19 protein-coding genes are annotated in these 16,483 nt (G+C 31.2%); 11 read left to right on the top strand and 8 right to left on the bottom strand.

The window, feature by feature from the left end; translation table 11 throughout:
- Nucleotides 1–38 precede the first annotated feature (38 nt).
- The 6 genes from UEQ13_RS06185 to xrtF all read right to left on the bottom strand — a co-directional run bounded on the left by UEQ13_RS06185 (nucleotide 39) and on the right by xrtF (nucleotide 4,828).
- On the bottom strand, nucleotides 39–521 hold the full coding sequence (locus UEQ13_RS06185) for a DUF1761 domain-containing protein (protein WP_329805490.1): 483 nt from the start codon (nucleotides 519–521) through the stop codon (nucleotides 39–41).
- Nucleotides 522–582: 61 nt separating this feature from the next.
- Nucleotides 583–933, bottom strand: a complete 351-nt coding sequence (locus UEQ13_RS06180) for a heavy-metal-associated domain-containing protein (RefSeq protein ID WP_329805489.1) — start codon at nucleotides 931–933, stop codon at nucleotides 583–585.
- Nucleotides 934–1,067: 134 nt separating this feature from the next.
- On the bottom strand, nucleotides 1,068–3,353 hold the full coding sequence (locus UEQ13_RS06175; RefSeq protein WP_329805488.1) for a TonB-dependent receptor: 2,286 nt from the start codon (nucleotides 3,351–3,353) through the stop codon (nucleotides 1,068–1,070).
- 49 nt (nucleotides 3,354–3,402) lie between these two features.
- Nucleotides 3,403–3,819: an HYC_CC_PP family protein gene (locus tag UEQ13_RS06170; protein WP_329805487.1), complete on the bottom strand. Its 417-nt coding sequence runs from the start codon at nucleotides 3,817–3,819 to the stop codon at nucleotides 3,403–3,405.
- A gap of 30 nt (nucleotides 3,820–3,849) precedes the next feature.
- The gene (locus UEQ13_RS06165; RefSeq protein ID WP_407934650.1) at nucleotides 3,850–4,296 is read right to left on the bottom strand and encodes an exosortase F system-associated membrane protein; all 447 of its coding nucleotides are present in this window, start codon (nucleotides 4,294–4,296) and stop codon (nucleotides 3,850–3,852) included.
- On the bottom strand, nucleotides 4,277–4,828 hold the full coding sequence (gene xrtF / locus UEQ13_RS06160; protein WP_329805486.1) for an exosortase family protein XrtF: 552 nt from the start codon (nucleotides 4,826–4,828) through the stop codon (nucleotides 4,277–4,279). The genes UEQ13_RS06165 and xrtF overlap by 20 nt, the downstream gene beginning before the upstream one ends.
- Before the next feature lie 72 nt (nucleotides 4,829–4,900).
- Between xrtF and UEQ13_RS06155 the strand changes: the two genes are divergently transcribed.
- The 11 genes from UEQ13_RS06155 to UEQ13_RS06105 all read left to right on the top strand — a co-directional run bounded on the left by UEQ13_RS06155 (nucleotide 4,901) and on the right by UEQ13_RS06105 (nucleotide 15,260).
- Entirely contained in the window at nucleotides 4,901–5,353 is a 453-nt protein-coding gene (locus UEQ13_RS06155) for a GAF domain-containing protein (RefSeq protein WP_329805485.1), read from the top strand.
- 134 nt (nucleotides 5,354–5,487) lie between these two features.
- Nucleotides 5,488–5,778, top strand: coding sequence for a TIGR03643 family protein (locus UEQ13_RS06150; RefSeq protein ID WP_329805484.1), 291 nt, complete (start codon nucleotides 5,488–5,490; stop codon nucleotides 5,776–5,778).
- Nucleotides 5,779–5,794: 16 nt separating this feature from the next.
- Nucleotides 5,795–6,193 (top strand): DUF2452 domain-containing protein, encoded by a 399-nt coding sequence (locus UEQ13_RS06145; protein WP_329805483.1) that lies wholly within the window; start codon nucleotides 5,795–5,797, stop codon nucleotides 6,191–6,193.
- The gene (locus UEQ13_RS06140; RefSeq protein WP_329805482.1) at nucleotides 6,175–6,837 is read left to right on the top strand and encodes a flavin reductase family protein; all 663 of its coding nucleotides are present in this window, start codon (nucleotides 6,175–6,177) and stop codon (nucleotides 6,835–6,837) included. The genes UEQ13_RS06145 and UEQ13_RS06140 overlap by 19 nt, the downstream gene beginning before the upstream one ends.
- Before the next feature lie 3 nt (nucleotides 6,838–6,840).
- Complete coding sequence (locus tag UEQ13_RS06135) at nucleotides 6,841–8,346, top strand: cryptochrome/deoxyribodipyrimidine photo-lyase family protein (RefSeq protein WP_329805481.1); 1,506 nt, start codon at nucleotides 6,841–6,843, stop codon at nucleotides 8,344–8,346.
- Nucleotides 8,315–8,452: a DUF2256 domain-containing protein gene (locus tag UEQ13_RS06130; protein ID WP_329805480.1), complete on the top strand. Its 138-nt coding sequence runs from the start codon at nucleotides 8,315–8,317 to the stop codon at nucleotides 8,450–8,452. Before UEQ13_RS06135 ends, UEQ13_RS06130 begins: the two co-directional genes overlap by 32 nt.
- Before the next feature lies 1 nt (nucleotide 8,453).
- On the top strand, nucleotides 8,454–9,989 hold the full coding sequence (locus UEQ13_RS06125; protein ID WP_329805479.1) for a cryptochrome/photolyase family protein: 1,536 nt from the start codon (nucleotides 8,454–8,456) through the stop codon (nucleotides 9,987–9,989).
- Nucleotides 9,986–11,278 carry a DASH family cryptochrome gene (locus UEQ13_RS06120; protein WP_329805478.1) on the top strand — a complete coding sequence of 431 codons (1,293 nt, stop codon included), beginning with the start codon at nucleotides 9,986–9,988 and terminating at the stop codon, nucleotides 11,276–11,278. The genes UEQ13_RS06125 and UEQ13_RS06120 overlap by 4 nt, the downstream gene beginning before the upstream one ends.
- A 99-nt stretch (nucleotides 11,279–11,377) precedes the next feature.
- Nucleotides 11,378–11,647, top strand: coding sequence for a 30S ribosomal protein S15 (gene rpsO, locus UEQ13_RS06115; protein ID WP_329805477.1), 270 nt, complete (start codon nucleotides 11,378–11,380; stop codon nucleotides 11,645–11,647).
- Between the two features lie 141 nt (nucleotides 11,648–11,788).
- Complete coding sequence (locus UEQ13_RS06110; protein ID WP_329805476.1) at nucleotides 11,789–13,939, top strand: polyribonucleotide nucleotidyltransferase; 2,151 nt, start codon at nucleotides 11,789–11,791, stop codon at nucleotides 13,937–13,939.
- A gap of 121 nt (nucleotides 13,940–14,060) precedes the next feature.
- Nucleotides 14,061–15,260: a M28 family peptidase gene (locus UEQ13_RS06105; RefSeq protein WP_329805475.1), complete on the top strand. Its 1,200-nt coding sequence runs from the start codon at nucleotides 14,061–14,063 to the stop codon at nucleotides 15,258–15,260.
- 76 nt (nucleotides 15,261–15,336) lie between these two features.
- Here UEQ13_RS06105 and UEQ13_RS06100 read toward each other — a convergent pair whose 3' ends face one another.
- Nucleotides 15,337–15,951, bottom strand: a complete 615-nt coding sequence (locus tag UEQ13_RS06100) for a hypothetical protein (RefSeq protein ID WP_329805474.1) — start codon at nucleotides 15,949–15,951, stop codon at nucleotides 15,337–15,339.
- A 1-nt stretch (nucleotide 15,952) separates the two neighbouring features.
- Nucleotides 15,953–16,480, bottom strand: coding sequence for a hypothetical protein (locus UEQ13_RS06095; RefSeq protein WP_329805473.1), 528 nt, complete (start codon nucleotides 16,478–16,480; stop codon nucleotides 15,953–15,955).
- Nucleotides 16,481–16,483 lie beyond the last annotated feature (3 nt).

Genomic DNA, 16,483 nt, shown 5'->3' with positions numbered 1-16,483 from the left:
TACAAATGTAGGACTTCTATTTTATAATAAAATGTTAATTATTTCCATCCGCAAATAATCGCACCCATAATAGTTAAAGAAACAACCCAAAAACCACCAGTAACTAAGATATATCTCCAAGATTTTTGTTCAAACAAACCATTAATTGCTGTAATTGGTAAAACAAACAACACTCCTGTCATACATCCATGAAGTGCACCATGTTGAAAACTTCTAAAAGCATTTCCATAATCTGCCATGAAAGCAGCGTATGAAGGTAAGGCAATTGATTCATCTCCACCAGTCATTCCTAAAGCACCAATTTGGTGAATTACCATTCCAGACAACATAAATGAAATTAAAAACGAATAAACGATAGTTAACCCGAAGATTTTAGCCATGTTACCTTGTTGGGCTTTTTCTTCAGTCATTCCGGTTTCTTGCATCCAAATGGTTCCAAATACTTTCGGATTGTACCAAACAAAACCTACAACTAATGAAACTAATGAAGCAGCTAAAATTGCGTAAAAATTAAAAGGCATATTAAATAATTTAATTGGTTAGTTATTCCAAATATAATAATTTATTTTAACTTTTGTTTAGTTAGTGCTTTTCGTCAGTTCTGTATTTGCAACACCCATGAACTTTATCATATTCTGCATCAGTAGCTTTAACATCTTGTGTATCATGTCCCACTTTTGCAATTGCTTTTTCTACATCAATTACTTTACATTTTGTTTCATCAATGATTAAATGTAAGTCTTGATGATCCGCATGCCAAGTAGCGCTTTTCACTCCTTTAACAGAATAAGCTGCTTTTTCAATACGTTTTTTACACAAATCGCAGTTACCATTTACTTCAACTTCAGCTTTCTTGTTTTTATTTGGTTTCTCTTGAGCGTTTCCATTTATCCCTAAAAACGCGACTAATACTACTAATACTAATTTTTTCATGATTATTGTTTTTACGAGGAACGAATTAATCTCATCCCCTAGTTAAAATTTTAATTACTAATTTTTCTTTTTTAAACACAGATTATAGAAACTATTAAAATTATAAAAACCTGTATAATCTGTGTTGCTATATTTTAATGATTATTATGATTTTCTGCTTCTTTTTTTTCTGTTGCGACAACTTCTTTTTTTGCTTTTATCTTGAAACGTAATCCTGCATAAAACATATTACCAAAAACTGGACCATAAATCATAGTACTATCAAAATAAGGACTATTAGGATTGTCAGATGCAATGATAGCGTTCTTTTGTTTAAAGTTACCTAAATTTTCTGCACCTAAATACATTTCAAATGTACTAGAAAAGGTTCTAGTTACTTGCGCATTAACTAATTGATAATTTGGAGAATACGCTGGTAATTGATATTGTGTTGGATTGGCCAAAGTACTTGGTAAACGTTGCTCTCCAATCCAGTTGAATGTGGCGTCAAATTTCCATTGTTGTCCTTTATCTAAGATGTGTGTTTCGTAAGCGATATTCGCAAAAAATCGGTTTTTAGCTTGTAAAGGTTTATCTAATAATCCGGTTGCATAATCAGTTTTAACATTCAAATATTTGTAGGCAGTTCTTAAATTTAAATGTCGCATTAACGTAATATTCCATTCAATTTGAAACGATTCCGCATAACTTTTCCCTTTTAAATTGGAGAAGGTAACTTGACTCGGATTTTCTAAATCCACCACAATTTGGTTACTGAAATCTGTTTTATAATAATCAACTACAATTTCATTTTCTTTTCCGAAAAGGAAAAACTTCTGAATTAAACTGGTTCCGTAATTCCAAGCAATTTCTGGATTTAATCCATATAATTTACCGTTTTCATCGTTTACAATTACATCTCTTGAACTTGCTAAAACATTAATATTTTCAACAAACATATTCGATGCTCTTTTTCCTCTTCCTGCTGAAAATCGCAACGTTGTTTTTTCAAACGGATTGTATTTTACGTGTGCTCTTGGTGTGAAAAACAAACCTAATCTGTTATGATTATCGACTCTTGCGCCTAAAACAAAACTGAAATTATTTAAATTGTCAAAAGAATATTCAAAAAACGAACCTACAGAAGTATCAATTCGGTCGTAATTTTTCGTAAAATTAACCTGTAGATTTTCTTGAAAACTATCGTAATTAAAGTTAATTCCCGTGATAAATTTGTGTTTTGTATTACTAATAATCGAATTGAACAACAAATTTGAAAAGTAACTTTTATGATTAATTTGATGAGTATTGGCTCCAAATTGCGAATTCATTTTATTGTACTGAAACGCTTGTTGAAATCCGATACTTTGAAAAGGCATATCCGGAAAAAGATAACCGATTTTATGAGACAATTCTACTTTATCCGTATTTACCTTACTAGCCCAACTTAACGGACTTAAAGCATCTTGATTTAAAGTTCCACCAGTTTTTTCATCTTTAAAATATTTGATGTTTAAGAAGGAAACGATTCCTTTTTCAACATTGTTATATTGCCAACGGTTTAAAACATTGACTTGTTTTCCTAATGGATTATCTAAAAACCCATCATTATTCATGTCGTTTTTAATGTTTCTAGTGTTACCGTGTAATAAAACTAATGAACTTAATTTATCTGAATATTTATTAGCGAAATGTGTATTCAACTCATATCTTCCATCATTAGAAGCATAAACATTGGCGAAAAAAGGATCTTCTTTTTGAGGTTTTAATAATTCGTAATTAATTTGTCCTGAAATACTTTCGTACCCATTAGTTACACTTCCGGCACCTTTCGTAATTTGAATACTTTCTGCCCAAGTTCCTGGAATGAAATTTAATCCAGTTGCTTGTAAAGCGCCTCGAATAGCTGGAATATTTTCTTCACTCATTAAAATATACGGACTTGTCAATCCCAGCATTTTAATTTGTTTGTTTCCCGTAACTGCATCTGAAAAATTGACATCAATTGAAGGATTCGTTTCAAAACTTTCGGATAAATTACAACAAGCTGCTTTTTGTAATTCGCCTTGCGATAAGTTTTGCGTATTGGTAACTGCTTTTTGTTTTCTACCTAAAGTATTTTGAGTTTTAACCACTTTTACGGTTTCGATATTACTTTCAACACTAGTTTTTTCTAATTGAATAGTGAAATCTTTGGAAGCACTTTGCAGAATTTCTAATTTCTGAAATCCCTCTTTTTCTAAAACAAGTAATACGCTTGCATTTCCTTGAATTAAAGTAAAGGATCCATTTTCATCTGAAGATAAAATCGTATTTAATTCTGAAATAGTAATTTTTACATTAGCGATAGGATTGTTTTCCTTATCTGTGATTTTTCCTTGTACACTACTTTGTGCCAAAGAAAGTATTGGAAGTAAAACCAATAATAATATTTTATACATAATTATTTTAATAAAGTTTATAAATTTTGAAATCTAAAAACGATAGTAATTATGCGTAAAAAATAAGTTGAGAATAAAGTTTGTAAAAGGGTGGCGCATTAGAATCACAATAGTAATCTAATACCTTTTTATTTGCAGACAAAACATCAACTTCATTAATGAAAGAAGGCATTTTATTTTCGAAAGTAACTGCTAAAACATTAAATTGAAATCCTTTTAGAATAGAATAATCAATTTTTTTGTCCACTTTAATTTCTTCGTCTGAACAACAACTTTTTTCATCTGATTTGTCATCAGCAGCACAACAAGAATCTTCGTCGGCAGCATCTGCTACTTTATTTTCTTGATACACTAAAGATATAGAAGCTATTTGGTCATGGCAATAATGCAATACCAAACTCGCACTACTATTTACTAATAAAATAAATAATGCTAAGAAAATACTAATATGTCTTTTGAAATTCATTGTTGCAAATTTATAGTATTTTTTGATAACTTATTTATTATTAACACTTTTTTGATAATAAAACGCTGGAACGAACAAAATTAGAAACAACGGCTGAATTAAAAATCTTCGGATATAAAAGATAAATAAGTAATCGGGGTTTGATGAAAAATTTAAAATGAGAAACAAAATTATTATTAAAACAATGAAAAAACCTAGTAATAAAAACGTGGTTAATTTTACAATTGAAGTTTCTTTAAAAAGTAAATATATAATTGAAATCGTAATTATACTATTAATTAAATATCTAAAAAACAATCCAATAAACAGCTTAAAACCGTCATACTCAGGCAAAGGTTTATTTTGGATTTCTCCATGAAAGAATTCTAAAAAAGGATCGTAAAATAATCTGCTTTCGAAAGCTCTAACTAATATTAATGCTAAAATTAATATGCCAACCATTACATAATTTCTCTTATTAGTTTGTTCGCTTTGCATAAGTTGAAAATTTAATTACCCAAACAATCCACAAAACAAAAACAACACCATATATTACAACTGGAAAAACAATATTATGCAAAAACTCTTCATATTCAGGATAATTATATAAACCCACTGTAAGCAATGCAATTCTGAAAATATTCAAAATAAAAACTAAGGCTGAGCCAAATAAAATAAACAAAAAAGTATTAATAAACTTTGCAGAAAAAGCAAACACAAACGAGGCAAAAAGAATAATCACGCTAATAGCATTGCATCCTTCCACAATTCTAGCTAAATATTTATTGAAATATAGAATTTTAAAAGAAGATTCGAATTCATGTTTTCTTATCTCACAGTCTTTACCAAAAAACACCAACGTATTTTTTGTTTGATGTGCCACAAACTCTGTTATTCCATCTACTTGTTTGTTTTCTGCATTAAATTGATTTAAATAGAATTTATAAATTAATGTGAAAATTAAATAGAACAAAATAAACTTTAGTAAGAAAACAAAAAAAGGTTTGTGTTGATTTATAGTGTTTTTCAAAATGTACGATTTTTAACAAAAATATAATTTTTACTTACTTATTAATACATAAATTTGTAAAAAATTTAAAAAATGCAATTCGAAAACTTAAAACCAGAAGTAACAAGCATTGTAAATAGTGAAGTTACTAGAGATGAAAAATTAAAAAATATTTGTCAATTATTACAAGACACTATTCCCTATTACAACTGGGTAGGCTTTTATTTTGCCAATCACGAAGCTAAAACTTTACATCTTGGACCTTATGTTGGTGCGGAAACGGACCATACTGTAATTCCTTTTGGAAAAGGAATTTGCGGTCAAGTAGCCGAAAGCAATGCAAATTTCGTAGTTCCAGATGTTGCGGCTCAAGATAATTATATTGCTTGCAGTTTTACCGTAAAATCGGAAATTGTAGTGCCGTTATTTGTGAATGGAATTAACATTGGACAAATTGATATCGACAGTCATGTAATTGATCCATTTACAGAAAAAGATGAACGCTTCTTAGAGTTTGTAAACGAACAAGTGGCTAAACTTTTTTAAACAAACAAACCTTTTTATATAAATCCGTTACTTAAATTTTAGTAACGGATTTTTTTATTTCTAAAACTTGATAGAAATTCCAATTAAATTATTTAATTTTGTTTAACTTTATTTAAATTTAATTAAACAAAATAATGCCAGTTGCTCAAAAAACAAATTTAGACGACATTGCCATCGATAGAATTATTGAAATGGCGTGGGAAGACAGAACGCCTTTTGATGCCATCAAATTTCAATTTGGTTTAGCAGAAGCGGATGTCAAAGCATTAATGAAAAAAGAACTGAAATTTTCAAGTTATAAACTTTGGCGAAAACGTGTAGAAAATTGTAAAACCAAACATGTAGCCAAACGCGTTGAAGGTATTGATCGATTCAAATGCAATTTACAAAGAGCGATTTCAAACAATAAAATATCAAAACGATAAAAAACATACCGTAAAAATGGAAAATGAAACACCAGATAATGTAGTTTATTCTGAAGAGAAAGGATACAATGCAAGTTTTTTACCTTACGCCACAAGCGTTGGCGCGCCTATAATTAAAGTGGATGATGTGGCCGCTTGGAAAGGTCGCGGTGTACGAAATGTAAATAAAGAATTTGAAAACAAATTCAACGAATTAAAACTACAATATCAAAGTTTAATGGAAGAATTTGAATGGAATGAATTAGTTTACAATTCGAAATTTTCATTTGAACCTATAATCGGAGAAATTTATCATTTATATGCAACTGGAGATGGAACCTATTTTTTATCCATAATTCCACCACACGAATGGAACAAAGAACACATTGGCACCTTTCAATTAAATAGTGATAAAAAATGGGTGAAACAGAATTAAAATCGAAAGAAAAGCAAATTACATATGAGCAAATGATGAACATGGAAAAACAAGAACGTGTTCATTTTGTAAATAGTTTAGGTGGTTTTAAAAGTATTGGTTTAATCGGAACTCAAAATAAAATCGGACAAACGAATTTAGCCATTGTAGATTCAATTGTTCATATTGGAAGTAATCCTCCTTTATTTGGAATTATTTTCCGACCAGCGGCTTATGCAAGACATACGTTAGAAAACATTTTAGAAACTGGTTTTTATACCATTAATCATATTAACGAAAACATATTCAAACAAGCACACCAAACTTCTGCAAAATACGATAGAGAAATTTCAGAATTTGATGTTACAGATTTAAATACAGAATATAAAAATGATTTTTTCGCACCTTTTGTTAGAGAAAGTCAGGTACAATTGGCGATGGAATTTAAGGAAAAAATAGAACTTACAATAAATAACACGGTTTTAGTAATTGGAGAAATCAAAGCCGTGTATTATCCAGAAAATTGCTTGCAAAAAGACGGCTTTTTAGATATTGAAAAAGCGGAATCTATTACATGTTCTGGTTTAGATAGTTATCACAAAACTACCAGAATTGACCGATTAAGTTATGCAAAACCCAACAAACCAATCACATCATTACTATAAATTTTGACAAAAGAAGCCATAAATATTGTTTGGTTTAAGCGCGACTTACGTTTCATCGATAACGAAGCCTTATTTCACGCACATCAATCCGGCTTACCTTTATTGTTGCTTTATATTTTCGAACCTTCTGTTATGAATTATGATGATGCTGATGTACGCCATTGGCGATTTATTTACGAATCGATTCAAGAATTACAAAAGAAACTAAACCCATCGAACAATAAAATCTATTTCTTTCATAACGAAGCGGAATTCGTATTTTCAGAAATATTTAAAAACTTTGATGTAAAAACCATTTTTTCGCATCAAGAAATTGGAAATAAAATCACTTTCGATAGAGATATCAGAATGCAAGAAATTTTTCAAGAAAATAAAATTACTTGGAAAGAATTTCAATTGCACGGCGTCATCAGAAAATTAAAAACAAGACAAAATTGGGACAAACGTTGGGAAGAAATCATGCGAGCGAATCCTAAAACATTTAAAGAATCCGATTTAAAAACAATTGAATTAGAATCTGAATTTTATGATGCTTTGAAAGGTGAAAAGTTATCAGAAGAAATTACAATTCCTAATAAAAACTTCCAACAAGGCGGCGAAACTTTAGCTTGGCGGTATTTAGATAGTTTTGTAAAAGAACGTTATGTTAATTATAGTAAACACATTTCAAAACCCGCTTTAAGTAGAAAAGGCTGTAGTCGCTTATCGCCTTATTTAGCTTATGGAAATATCAGTATGCGAATGGTGTATCAATATACCAATCAGCATTATGAAACTTCTAAAAACAAACGAGCGATTTTAAATTTTGTCTCACGATTACATTGGCATTGTCATTTTATGCAAAAATTTGAAGACGAATACGAAATGGAATTTCAAAATGCAAACAGAGCTTATGACAGTTTAATCAAACCAAAAAATGAAACTTATATTAAAGCTTGGCAAGAAGGGAAAACGGGCGTTCCAATTGTAGATGCTTGCATGCGATGTTTAGTTACAACAGGTTATATCAATTTCAGAATGCGTGCGATGGTCGTTTCTTTTTTTACGTTTAATTTATGGCAAGATTGGCGCGAATTGCATTTTTTAGCCAGACAATTTTTAGATTACGAACCTGGCATTCATTACCCACAAATGCAAATGCAATCAGGTACAACCGGAATTAATACAATCCGAATTTACAATCCGATAAAAAACTCAGAAGAACACGATTCGGAAGGCATATTCATCAAGCAATGGTTACCAGAATTAGCAGAAGTTCCCAACCATTTACTTCATGAACCTTGGAAAATGAACGAAATGGAACAACAATTTTATAATTGCGAAATTGGAAAAGATTATCCAAAACCAATTGTAAACATTGAAGAAACCAGAAAATACGCTAGCGATATTGTATGGAGTTTCAGAAAAAAAGACGAAGTAAAACAAGAAGGCAAAAGAATTTTACAAAAACACGTAAGTAATCCAAATCAACCTAAAAATGCGAGGAGTCAAAAAAGAAAATCTACCTAATAAAATTTGTTTGGTCTGTCAAAAACCTTTCGCTTGGCGCAAAAAATGGGAAAAAGTTTGGGATGATGTAAAATATTGTAGTGATAAATGTAGAAGCAACAAATAAAATGTCAAAAACAGTAAGATTAATTCTCGGTGATCAACTAAACATAAATCATTCTTGGTTTCAAACTATCGATGAATCCATAACTTATGTGTTAATGGAAATTCGTTCCGAAACTGATTATGCCACGCATCATATTCAAAAAATAGTAGGATTTTTTTCTGCTATGCGAAATTTCGCTTCTGAACTACAAGCGAAAAACCATCAGATTATTTATTATCAACTAAATGACGAAAACAACTTACAAGCGTTTGATAAAAACATAAAACAGTTAATTGATACAGAAAATTTCACTCATTTCGAATACCAATTACCAGATGAATATCGTTTGGATGAAGTATTGAAAAACTTTTGTGAAACACTTTCTATTTCTTCTTCTGTTGTAGATTCAGAACATTTCATGAGTTCAAGAAGTGAACTTGGCGATTTCTTCGAAGGCAAAAAAACATTTTTGATGGAAAGTTTCTATCACATGATGCGAAAAAAACACAACATTTTAATGCAAGGCGACAAACCTTTAACAGGAAAATGGAATTATGACGGCGACAACAGAAAAAAATTACCAAAAGATCATAAACCGACATCTCCCCTAGTTTTTTATTCAGATGTTTCTGAAATTGTAACTGAAATTCAGAAAACAAACATTAAAACTATTGGAAATATAGATGCGAAAAATTTCGTTTGGCCCACAAATAGAGCGCAATCTTTAGAATTATTAGACTTTTTTGTTACGGAATGTTTAGCACTTTTCGGAAGTTATCAAGACGCGATGACACCTAACGAATGGTCGTTATATCATTCCAGAATTTCGTTTTCGATGAATATCAAATTGATTTCTCCATTGGAAGTCATTAATCGAGCCATCGAAGAATGGGAAAAGCGTTCTGAAGAAATTGCTTATAATCAACTAGAAGGTTTCGTACGACAAATTATTGGCTGGCGCGAATACATGCGTGGAATTTATTGGAACAAAATGCCAGAATATGCTACCATGAATTATTTCAACCATGAAAACAATTTACCGGATTGGTTTTGGACAGGAAAAACAAAAATGAATTGTTTAAAAGATGCTATAAATCAATCTTTAAATTTCGCTTACGCACATCATATTCAACGCTTAATGGTGACAGGAAATTTTGCACTTTTGGCTGGAGTGCATCCTGATGAAGTGGACGCTTGGTATTTAGGTATTTATATTGATGCGATTGAGTGGGTTGAAATCACGAACACACGTGGTATGAGTCAGTTTGCAGATGGCGGAATTGTTGGAACGAAACCATATGTAAGTTCCGCTTCGTACATTGATAAAATGAGTCATTATTGCGGAAATTGTTTCTATAAAAAAGCAGTAAAAACAGGAGAAAAAGCCTGTCCTTTTAATAGTTTATATTGGAATTTTTATGATAAAAATGAAGATAAATTAGGCAAAAATCCTCGAATTGGAATGATGTACAATGTTTGGCGAAAAATGAAACCCGACGATAAAGCTGCCTTACTGCAACAAGCCGATTATTATCTAAAAAACATTAATGAGTTATGATAAAAACAGCATTAGTTTGGTTTAAAACCGACTTAAGAATAGAAGATAACGAAACTTTAGTCAAAGCTATTTCTCAAAGTCAATACATAATTCCGGTGTATTGTTTTGACGAATCGCATTTTGAAACAACTTCTTATGGATTTAAAAAAACGGGAAGTTTCAGAACACAGTTTTTATTAGAATCGTTACAAGATTTAGATGCAAATTTAAGAAAATTAGGTTCTGGATTACTCATAGTAAAAGGAAAACCAGAAATTGAAATTCCGAAAATCGTACAACAATATAAAGCACAAAAAGTGTTTGCTAAACGCGAAGTTGCTTACGAAGAAAAACAGACTGAAAAATTAGTACAAGAAGAATTATTTAAATTGCGATGCGAATTAGAAACTTGTAGCACTAGCACTTTATATCATGCGGAAGATTTACCTTTTTCTATAAAAGACATTCCAGATGTGTTTACGAATTTCAGAAAGAAAACAGAAAAAGATGCTGTAATTAGAAAACCATTTGAAAAGCCTTTAGCGATTTCATCACACGAAATTCCTGAATTTCGACTACCAACTTTAGAAGAATTAGGCTTAAAGAAAATAAAACCCGATAAACGTGCGGCCATTCCATTTAAAGGCGGCGAAACCGAAGCTATAAAACGTTTGAATCATTATTTTTACGAAACAAAAAGCTTATCGAAATACAAAGAAACCAGAAATGGAATGGTTGGTGCAGATTATTCCTCTAAATTTTCAGCTTGGTTAGGATTGGGTTGTATTTCTCCAAGATTTATTTATGCTGAAGTCAAAAAATATGAAAAAGAATTTGGCGCGAATGATTCTACGTATTGGTTAATTTTCGAATTACTTTGGAGAGATTTTTTTCGATTCATGTTCAAAAAATACCAAACTAAATTTTTCTTATATTCCGGAATCAAAACTGAAAAAGTCAATTCAAAATCTTTGAATGAAAAATTACTTTCGCAATGGATAAATGGAACAACACCATCCGATTTTATTAATGCCAATATGCTGGAATTGAAACTAACCGGTTTTATGAGCAACCGTGGCCGTCAAAATGTTGCTAGTTATTTTTGTAATGAATTGAATATGGATTGGCGATTAGGCGCAGCGTATTTTGAAGAGCAATTAATTGATTATGATGTATGTAGCAACTGGGGAAATTGGGCGTATTTAGCCGGCGTTGGTAATGATCCAAGAGAACATAGATGGTTTAATATAGAAAAACAAGCTACTGATTACGACAAAAAAAGGGAGTTTAGAAACTTATGGTTGAAATAAAAAAGCGGTATAAACTTGCAACTTCAAAATTAATTTGTAAATTTGCACCCGTATTGAGACAATCTCAATCTACATAATAATCATTTAAATAATATTAGCATGTATTTGACTAAAGAAACAAAAGCAGAGATCTTCGCTAAACACGGAGGAAAAGCAGAAAACACAGGTTCAGCAGAAGGACAAATTGCGTTATTCACATTCAGAATTTCTCACTTAACTGAGCACTTGAAAAAAAATCGTCACGATTATAACACTGAAAGATCATTAGTACTTTTAGTAGGTAAAAGAAGAAGTCTTTTAGATTACTTAAAAAAGAAAGATATCGTAAGATACCGTGAGATTATTAAAGAATTAGGAATTAGAAAATAATATACTTAAGGGGCTTTGTGCCCCTTTTTGTTTACAAAAAAAGCAAGAAAAGTTTGGTTTTTCATTGGGTTAGACACAACTACAACAACTACACAACAACAACACAACTAACCCTTTGTATAACCTTTGAGAATTAAATTTATGATTCCACAATTATTTGTAGAAAAGATCGATTTAGGTGATGGCAGAAGCATCACAATCGAGACAGGTCGTTTAGCGAAACAAGCTGACGGTTCTGTAGTAGTTAGAATTGGTAAAACTGTAATCTTAGGAACAGTAGTATCATCAAGAAAAGCAAGTCCAGGTATCGACTTTTTACCTTTAACGGTAGATTATCGTGAAAAATTTGCAGCAGCAGGTCGTTTTCCTGGTGGTTTCTTCAAAAGAGAAGCACGTCCAAGTGACAACGAAGTATTAACTATGAGATTAGTTGACCGTGTTTTACGTCCACTTTTCCCATCAGATTATCATGCAGAAGTTCAAGTTATGATTCAGTTAATGTCTCATGATGAAGAAGTGATGCCAGATGCATTAGCAGGATTAGCCGCTTCGGCAGCACTTGCCTTATCTGATATTCCTTTTGAAACTTTAATTTCTGAAGCTAGAGTTGGAAGAATTGATGGAAAATTCATCATCAACCCATCTCGTGCACAATTAGAATTATCAGATATTGATATGATGATTGGAGCTTCAACTGATTCTATCGCCATGGTAGAAGGAGAAATGAAAGAAATTTCAGAAGCAGAAATGTTAGAAGCGATTAAATTTGCACACGAACATATTAAAGTACAAATTGCTGCTCAAGAAAGATTAGCACAAGCCTTTGGAAAAAAAGAAGTTCGTACTTATGAAGGAGAAAAAGAAGACGAAGCTATTTACGAAAAAGTAAAAGCAGCATCTTACGATAAAATTTACGCAATTGCTAGTAAAGGTTCAGCTAAACACGAACGTTCTGCTGCATTTGAAGAAGTAAAAGAAGAAGTAAAAGCATTATTTACTGAAGAAGAATTGACAGAAAACGGAGATTTAGTTTCTAAATATTTCAAAAAAGTCAACAAAGAAGCAGTTCGTAATGTAACTTTAGATTTAGGAACACGTTTAGATGGAAGAAAAACTACAGAAATCAGAGACATCTGGTGTGAAGTAGATTATTTACCATCGGTTCACGGTTCTGCCTTATTTACACGTGGAGAAACTCAAGCTTTGGCAACTGCAACTTTAGGAACTTCTAGAGAAGCAAACCAAATTGATTCACCATCTGAACAAGGAGAAGAAAAATTCTATTTACATTATAATTTCCCACCATTTTCAACAGGAGAAGCTCGTCCATTAAGAGGAACTTCAAGAAGAGAAGTTGGTCACGGAAACTTAGCACAAAGAGCATTAAAAAACATGATTCCTGCTGATTGTCCTTATACAATTCGTGTAGTTTCTGAAGTATTAGAATCTAATGGTTCTTCTTCAATGGCTACAGTTTGTGCGGGTACATTATCATTAATGGATGCTGGTATTCAAATGATTCGCCCAGTTTCCGGAATTGCAATGGGATTAATTACAGACGGAGAACGTTTTGCTGTTTTATCTGATATTTTAGGTGATGAAGATCATTTAGGAGATATGGATTTCAAAGTAACAGGAACTTCAGAAGGAATTACTGCTTGTCAAATGGACATTAAAATTGACGGATTAAAATATGAAATCATGGAGCAAGCTTTAGCTCAAGCTCGTGATGGACGTTTACATATCTTAGGAAAATTAATAGAAACTTTAGCACAACCAAATAATGATGTTAAAGTTCACGCTCCAAAAATTATCATGCGTACTATTCCTGGAAACTTTATTGGTGCTTTAATTGGACCTGGTGGAAAAGTAATTCAAGAATTACAAAAAGCTACTGGAACAACTATTGTAATCAACGAAGTTGACGAACAAGGTGTAGTTGAAATCTTAGGAACTGACCCAGATGGAATTGCTGCAGTTTTAGCTAAAATTGACTCAATTATCTTCAAACCAACAATGGGTGAAGCTTACGAAGTAAAAGTAATTAAAATGTTAGATTTCGGTGCGGTTGTAGAATATACTGCTGCTCCAGGAAACGAAGTTTTATTACACGTATCTGAATTAGCTTGGGAAAGAACAGAAAATGTTACTGATGTTGTAAACATGGGTGATGTATTTATGGTGAAATACTTAGGAGTTGATCCAAAAACTAGAAAAGAAAAAGTTTCTAGAAAAGCATTAATGCCAAGACCTCCAAGAGAAGAGAAAAAAGACGACGCTCCTAAAGCATAATCTTATTTTTTTAATATTTAAAGACCCGATAACTTAATTGTTATCGGGTTTTTCGTTTAAAAAAATCAGATAACAATTAAGTTAAAAAATTTTATATATTTGAATACCAAATCAAACACTTATGAAAACCAACCTAAAACTAACCTTAAGAGTTTCCCTACTACTCTTTGCACAAACTATTGCATTCGCCCAAACCTTTATTCAAGGCTATCAAGATGTGGTAAATCAAGTTTCACAAACAAACACTACGGCTAATTTAACCGCCTTTGAAAATTTTGGCGTAAAAACAAGAGGAAGCGCAGCCCAAACAAATACTTTAAACTGGATTAAAAACAAATATCTAAGCTACGGATTTACTGCTGCGCAAATGGTCGAAGATCCATTTACGTATACTGGCTCTACAGCTATTTGTAAAAATTTAATTGTAACTAAAACTGGAACTTTATATCCAAATACCTTTGTGATTATTTGTGCACATTATGACACCATTACTGGAACTGGAACAAATGACAACGGAAGTGGCACCAATGTTTTACTAGAAACAGCTCGTCTTCTACAAAGTATTCCTACGGAATATTCCATAAAATTTATTCATTTCAGTGGCGAAGAAGCTGGTTTATATGGAAGTCAACATTATGTTTCTAGTGTTGTAAACAGTACCATTCCCAAATTAGACATAAAATTAGTTTTTAACATTGATCAAGTTGGTGGTGTTGCCGGACAAGTTAACAATACGATTACTTGCGAAAGAGATATGAGCAACACGCCATCTACTAACAACGCTGCTTCAAACACTAAGACTAATGAATTGATTAACTGTGTAAATTTATATTCAAATTTGAATACATTACTTGCTTCTGCTTACTCATCAGATTATATGCCGTTTGAAGACAATAATGAAATTATTACAGGATTTTTCGAAACCAATGAATCATCAGTAACACATTCTGCAAACGATTTATTAACAAATATGGATCCAACATATGCCTTTAATGTAACTAAAGCAGCTGTTGGTGCGATGTTACATTTTGCTATAGCGAATACTTCCGCATTATCCAATGCAACCTTCAATTCGGAAAACCAAGTAACGGTTTATCCAAATCCTGCAAAAAACAATCTTTACATCAATAAAGGAACTTTAGATAATGAAAATTATTCTGTAAAAATTATTGATCTTAACGGGAAAACTGTAACTGCAAAAGAATTTAACAATTCGCAATTAATTGAACAAATTTCCGTTTCAGAATTGAGTGCTGGAATTTACATGTGTGTCATTTCAACAGAAAACAAACAAATTTTCAAGAAAGTAATTATTGAATAAGGTTACTTTACTTCTCATAAATCCGCAATTTAAATTTTAAGTTGCGGATTTATTTTGTCAATTCATTTCAAAAAAATTAAAAATTCCAACTTCCTGAAATTCCGAAATTAATAGATTCCCCACCAAAATGGTTTTCAATTTTTGAATTAAACAAATCATACGGTGCATATTGATAGTTACAAAACACACCAAAACCATTATACATAATTTTTACTCCTTGCGTAAATGCAATGGTGTTTAAAATGGGTTGAAAATCTATTTCTTTATATTTTTCATCTTCCGGTTTGCTGTAATGCAAATACTTCCAACCTAAACCTGAATTGGATTCAATATGGAAAACTTCATTCTTAGATTGATATAAAAATCGGGTATATCGTAAACCTAATAAAAAAGCAGATTTACTTCCATCTAAAATTACATTTTCTCCATTAAATTTATATTTAATAGCATTTCCTTGCACCACTCCACTCATTTCCAATCCGAAATCTACAAACTGTTTTTTAGCAATTTTAGTTCTAAAATAAATGGCAGAATTTATCGTGCTTTCATATTTATTAGCTAAATCACCTAACGGAATACCGTAACTGACTTCAACAATATTTCGTTTAAACAAATCAATCTTTGGAAAAACAATGGTGTCTTGCGCATTTAATTTTAAGGCAAACAAAACTAAAAATAATACTTTTCTCATCTTAAAGAATTTTAAATCGATATAAATTTTCATAAGAATTACCTGCACCAAAACACAACATCATTCCTTCATTCACATTATATTTTTCAACTAACAATTCATTGTTTTCAGAAAGTTGAATTTTATATCTTTCCATTTGCTTACTCAGTAGCAAAACTGGAAAATTTATAGTTTTATAATTAGTATAAAAAACAAACTTCTGTTTATGAAGTTTGCCATAAAATTGTAATACAAATTCTTTCTTTTGCACATCACTAAAATGCAAATACATTTTATTTTCAGTCAATTTTATTGCAATAGGTTTTGAGTAATCTACATCATTTTTATCCGTAAATAATTTGACAAAACTTCTGGTTGAAACACTAGCATCATATTGATTTCTAATGGTATCCAACTTATCATAAAACCTCACATTTAAATTGGATTCTAATGACTTATAATAATCTGTACTTGTTTGATTCTGAACGCTACACGATATTGTGGTTATCAAAACCAACAAAGCAGCTACTTTACTTATTTTTATCTTCATCTT

It is taken from the genome of Flavobacterium facile (assembly GCF_036321945.1).
In the GTDB taxonomy this organism is placed as follows: domain Bacteria; phylum Bacteroidota; class Bacteroidia; order Flavobacteriales; family Flavobacteriaceae; genus Flavobacterium; species Flavobacterium facile.
Note: the sequence above shows the minus strand (reverse complement) of the source record. Positions and strands in the feature narration are given on the sequence as shown.

Bases quoted from the DNA above. Each gene is read 5' to 3' on its own strand.
- UEQ13_RS06150 (WP_329805484.1), top strand. From the start codon at position 5,488: ATGCCAGTTGCTCAAAAAACAAATTTAGACGACATTGCCATCGATAGA.
- UEQ13_RS06105 (WP_329805475.1), top strand. From the start codon at position 14,061: ATGAAAACCAACCTAAAACTAACCTTAAGAGTTTCCCTACTACTCTTT.
- UEQ13_RS06140 (WP_329805482.1), top strand. From the start codon at position 6,175: ATGGGTGAAACAGAATTAAAATCGAAAGAAAAGCAAATTACATATGAG.
- UEQ13_RS06100 (WP_329805474.1), bottom strand. From the start codon at position 15,951: ATGAGAAAAGTATTATTTTTAGTTTTGTTTGCCTTAAAATTAAATGCG.
- UEQ13_RS06120 (WP_329805478.1), top strand. From the start codon at position 9,986: ATGATAAAAACAGCATTAGTTTGGTTTAAAACCGACTTAAGAATAGAA.
- UEQ13_RS06110 (WP_329805476.1), top strand. From the start codon at position 11,789: ATGATTCCACAATTATTTGTAGAAAAGATCGATTTAGGTGATGGCAGA.
- UEQ13_RS06175 (WP_329805488.1), bottom strand. From the start codon at position 3,353: ATGTATAAAATATTATTATTGGTTTTACTTCCAATACTTTCTTTGGCA.
- UEQ13_RS06165 (WP_407934650.1), bottom strand. From the start codon at position 4,296: ATGCAAAGCGAACAAACTAATAAGAGAAATTATGTAATGGTTGGCATA.
- rpsO (WP_329805477.1), top strand. From the start codon at position 11,378: ATGTATTTGACTAAAGAAACAAAAGCAGAGATCTTCGCTAAACACGGA.
- UEQ13_RS06170 (WP_329805487.1), bottom strand. From the start codon at position 3,819: ATGAATTTCAAAAGACATATTAGTATTTTCTTAGCATTATTTATTTTA.
- UEQ13_RS06185 (WP_329805490.1), bottom strand. From the start codon at position 521: ATGCCTTTTAATTTTTACGCAATTTTAGCTGCTTCATTAGTTTCATTA.
- UEQ13_RS06130 (WP_329805480.1), top strand. From the start codon at position 8,315: ATGCGAGGAGTCAAAAAAGAAAATCTACCTAATAAAATTTGTTTGGTC.
- UEQ13_RS06125 (WP_329805479.1), top strand. From the start codon at position 8,454: ATGTCAAAAACAGTAAGATTAATTCTCGGTGATCAACTAAACATAAAT.
- UEQ13_RS06145 (WP_329805483.1), top strand. From the start codon at position 5,795: ATGGAAAATGAAACACCAGATAATGTAGTTTATTCTGAAGAGAAAGGA.
- UEQ13_RS06155 (WP_329805485.1), top strand. From the start codon at position 4,901: ATGCAATTCGAAAACTTAAAACCAGAAGTAACAAGCATTGTAAATAGT.
- UEQ13_RS06095 (WP_329805473.1), bottom strand. From the start codon at position 16,480: ATGAAGATAAAAATAAGTAAAGTAGCTGCTTTGTTGGTTTTGATAACC.
- UEQ13_RS06180 (WP_329805489.1), bottom strand. From the start codon at position 933: ATGAAAAAATTAGTATTAGTAGTATTAGTCGCGTTTTTAGGGATAAAT.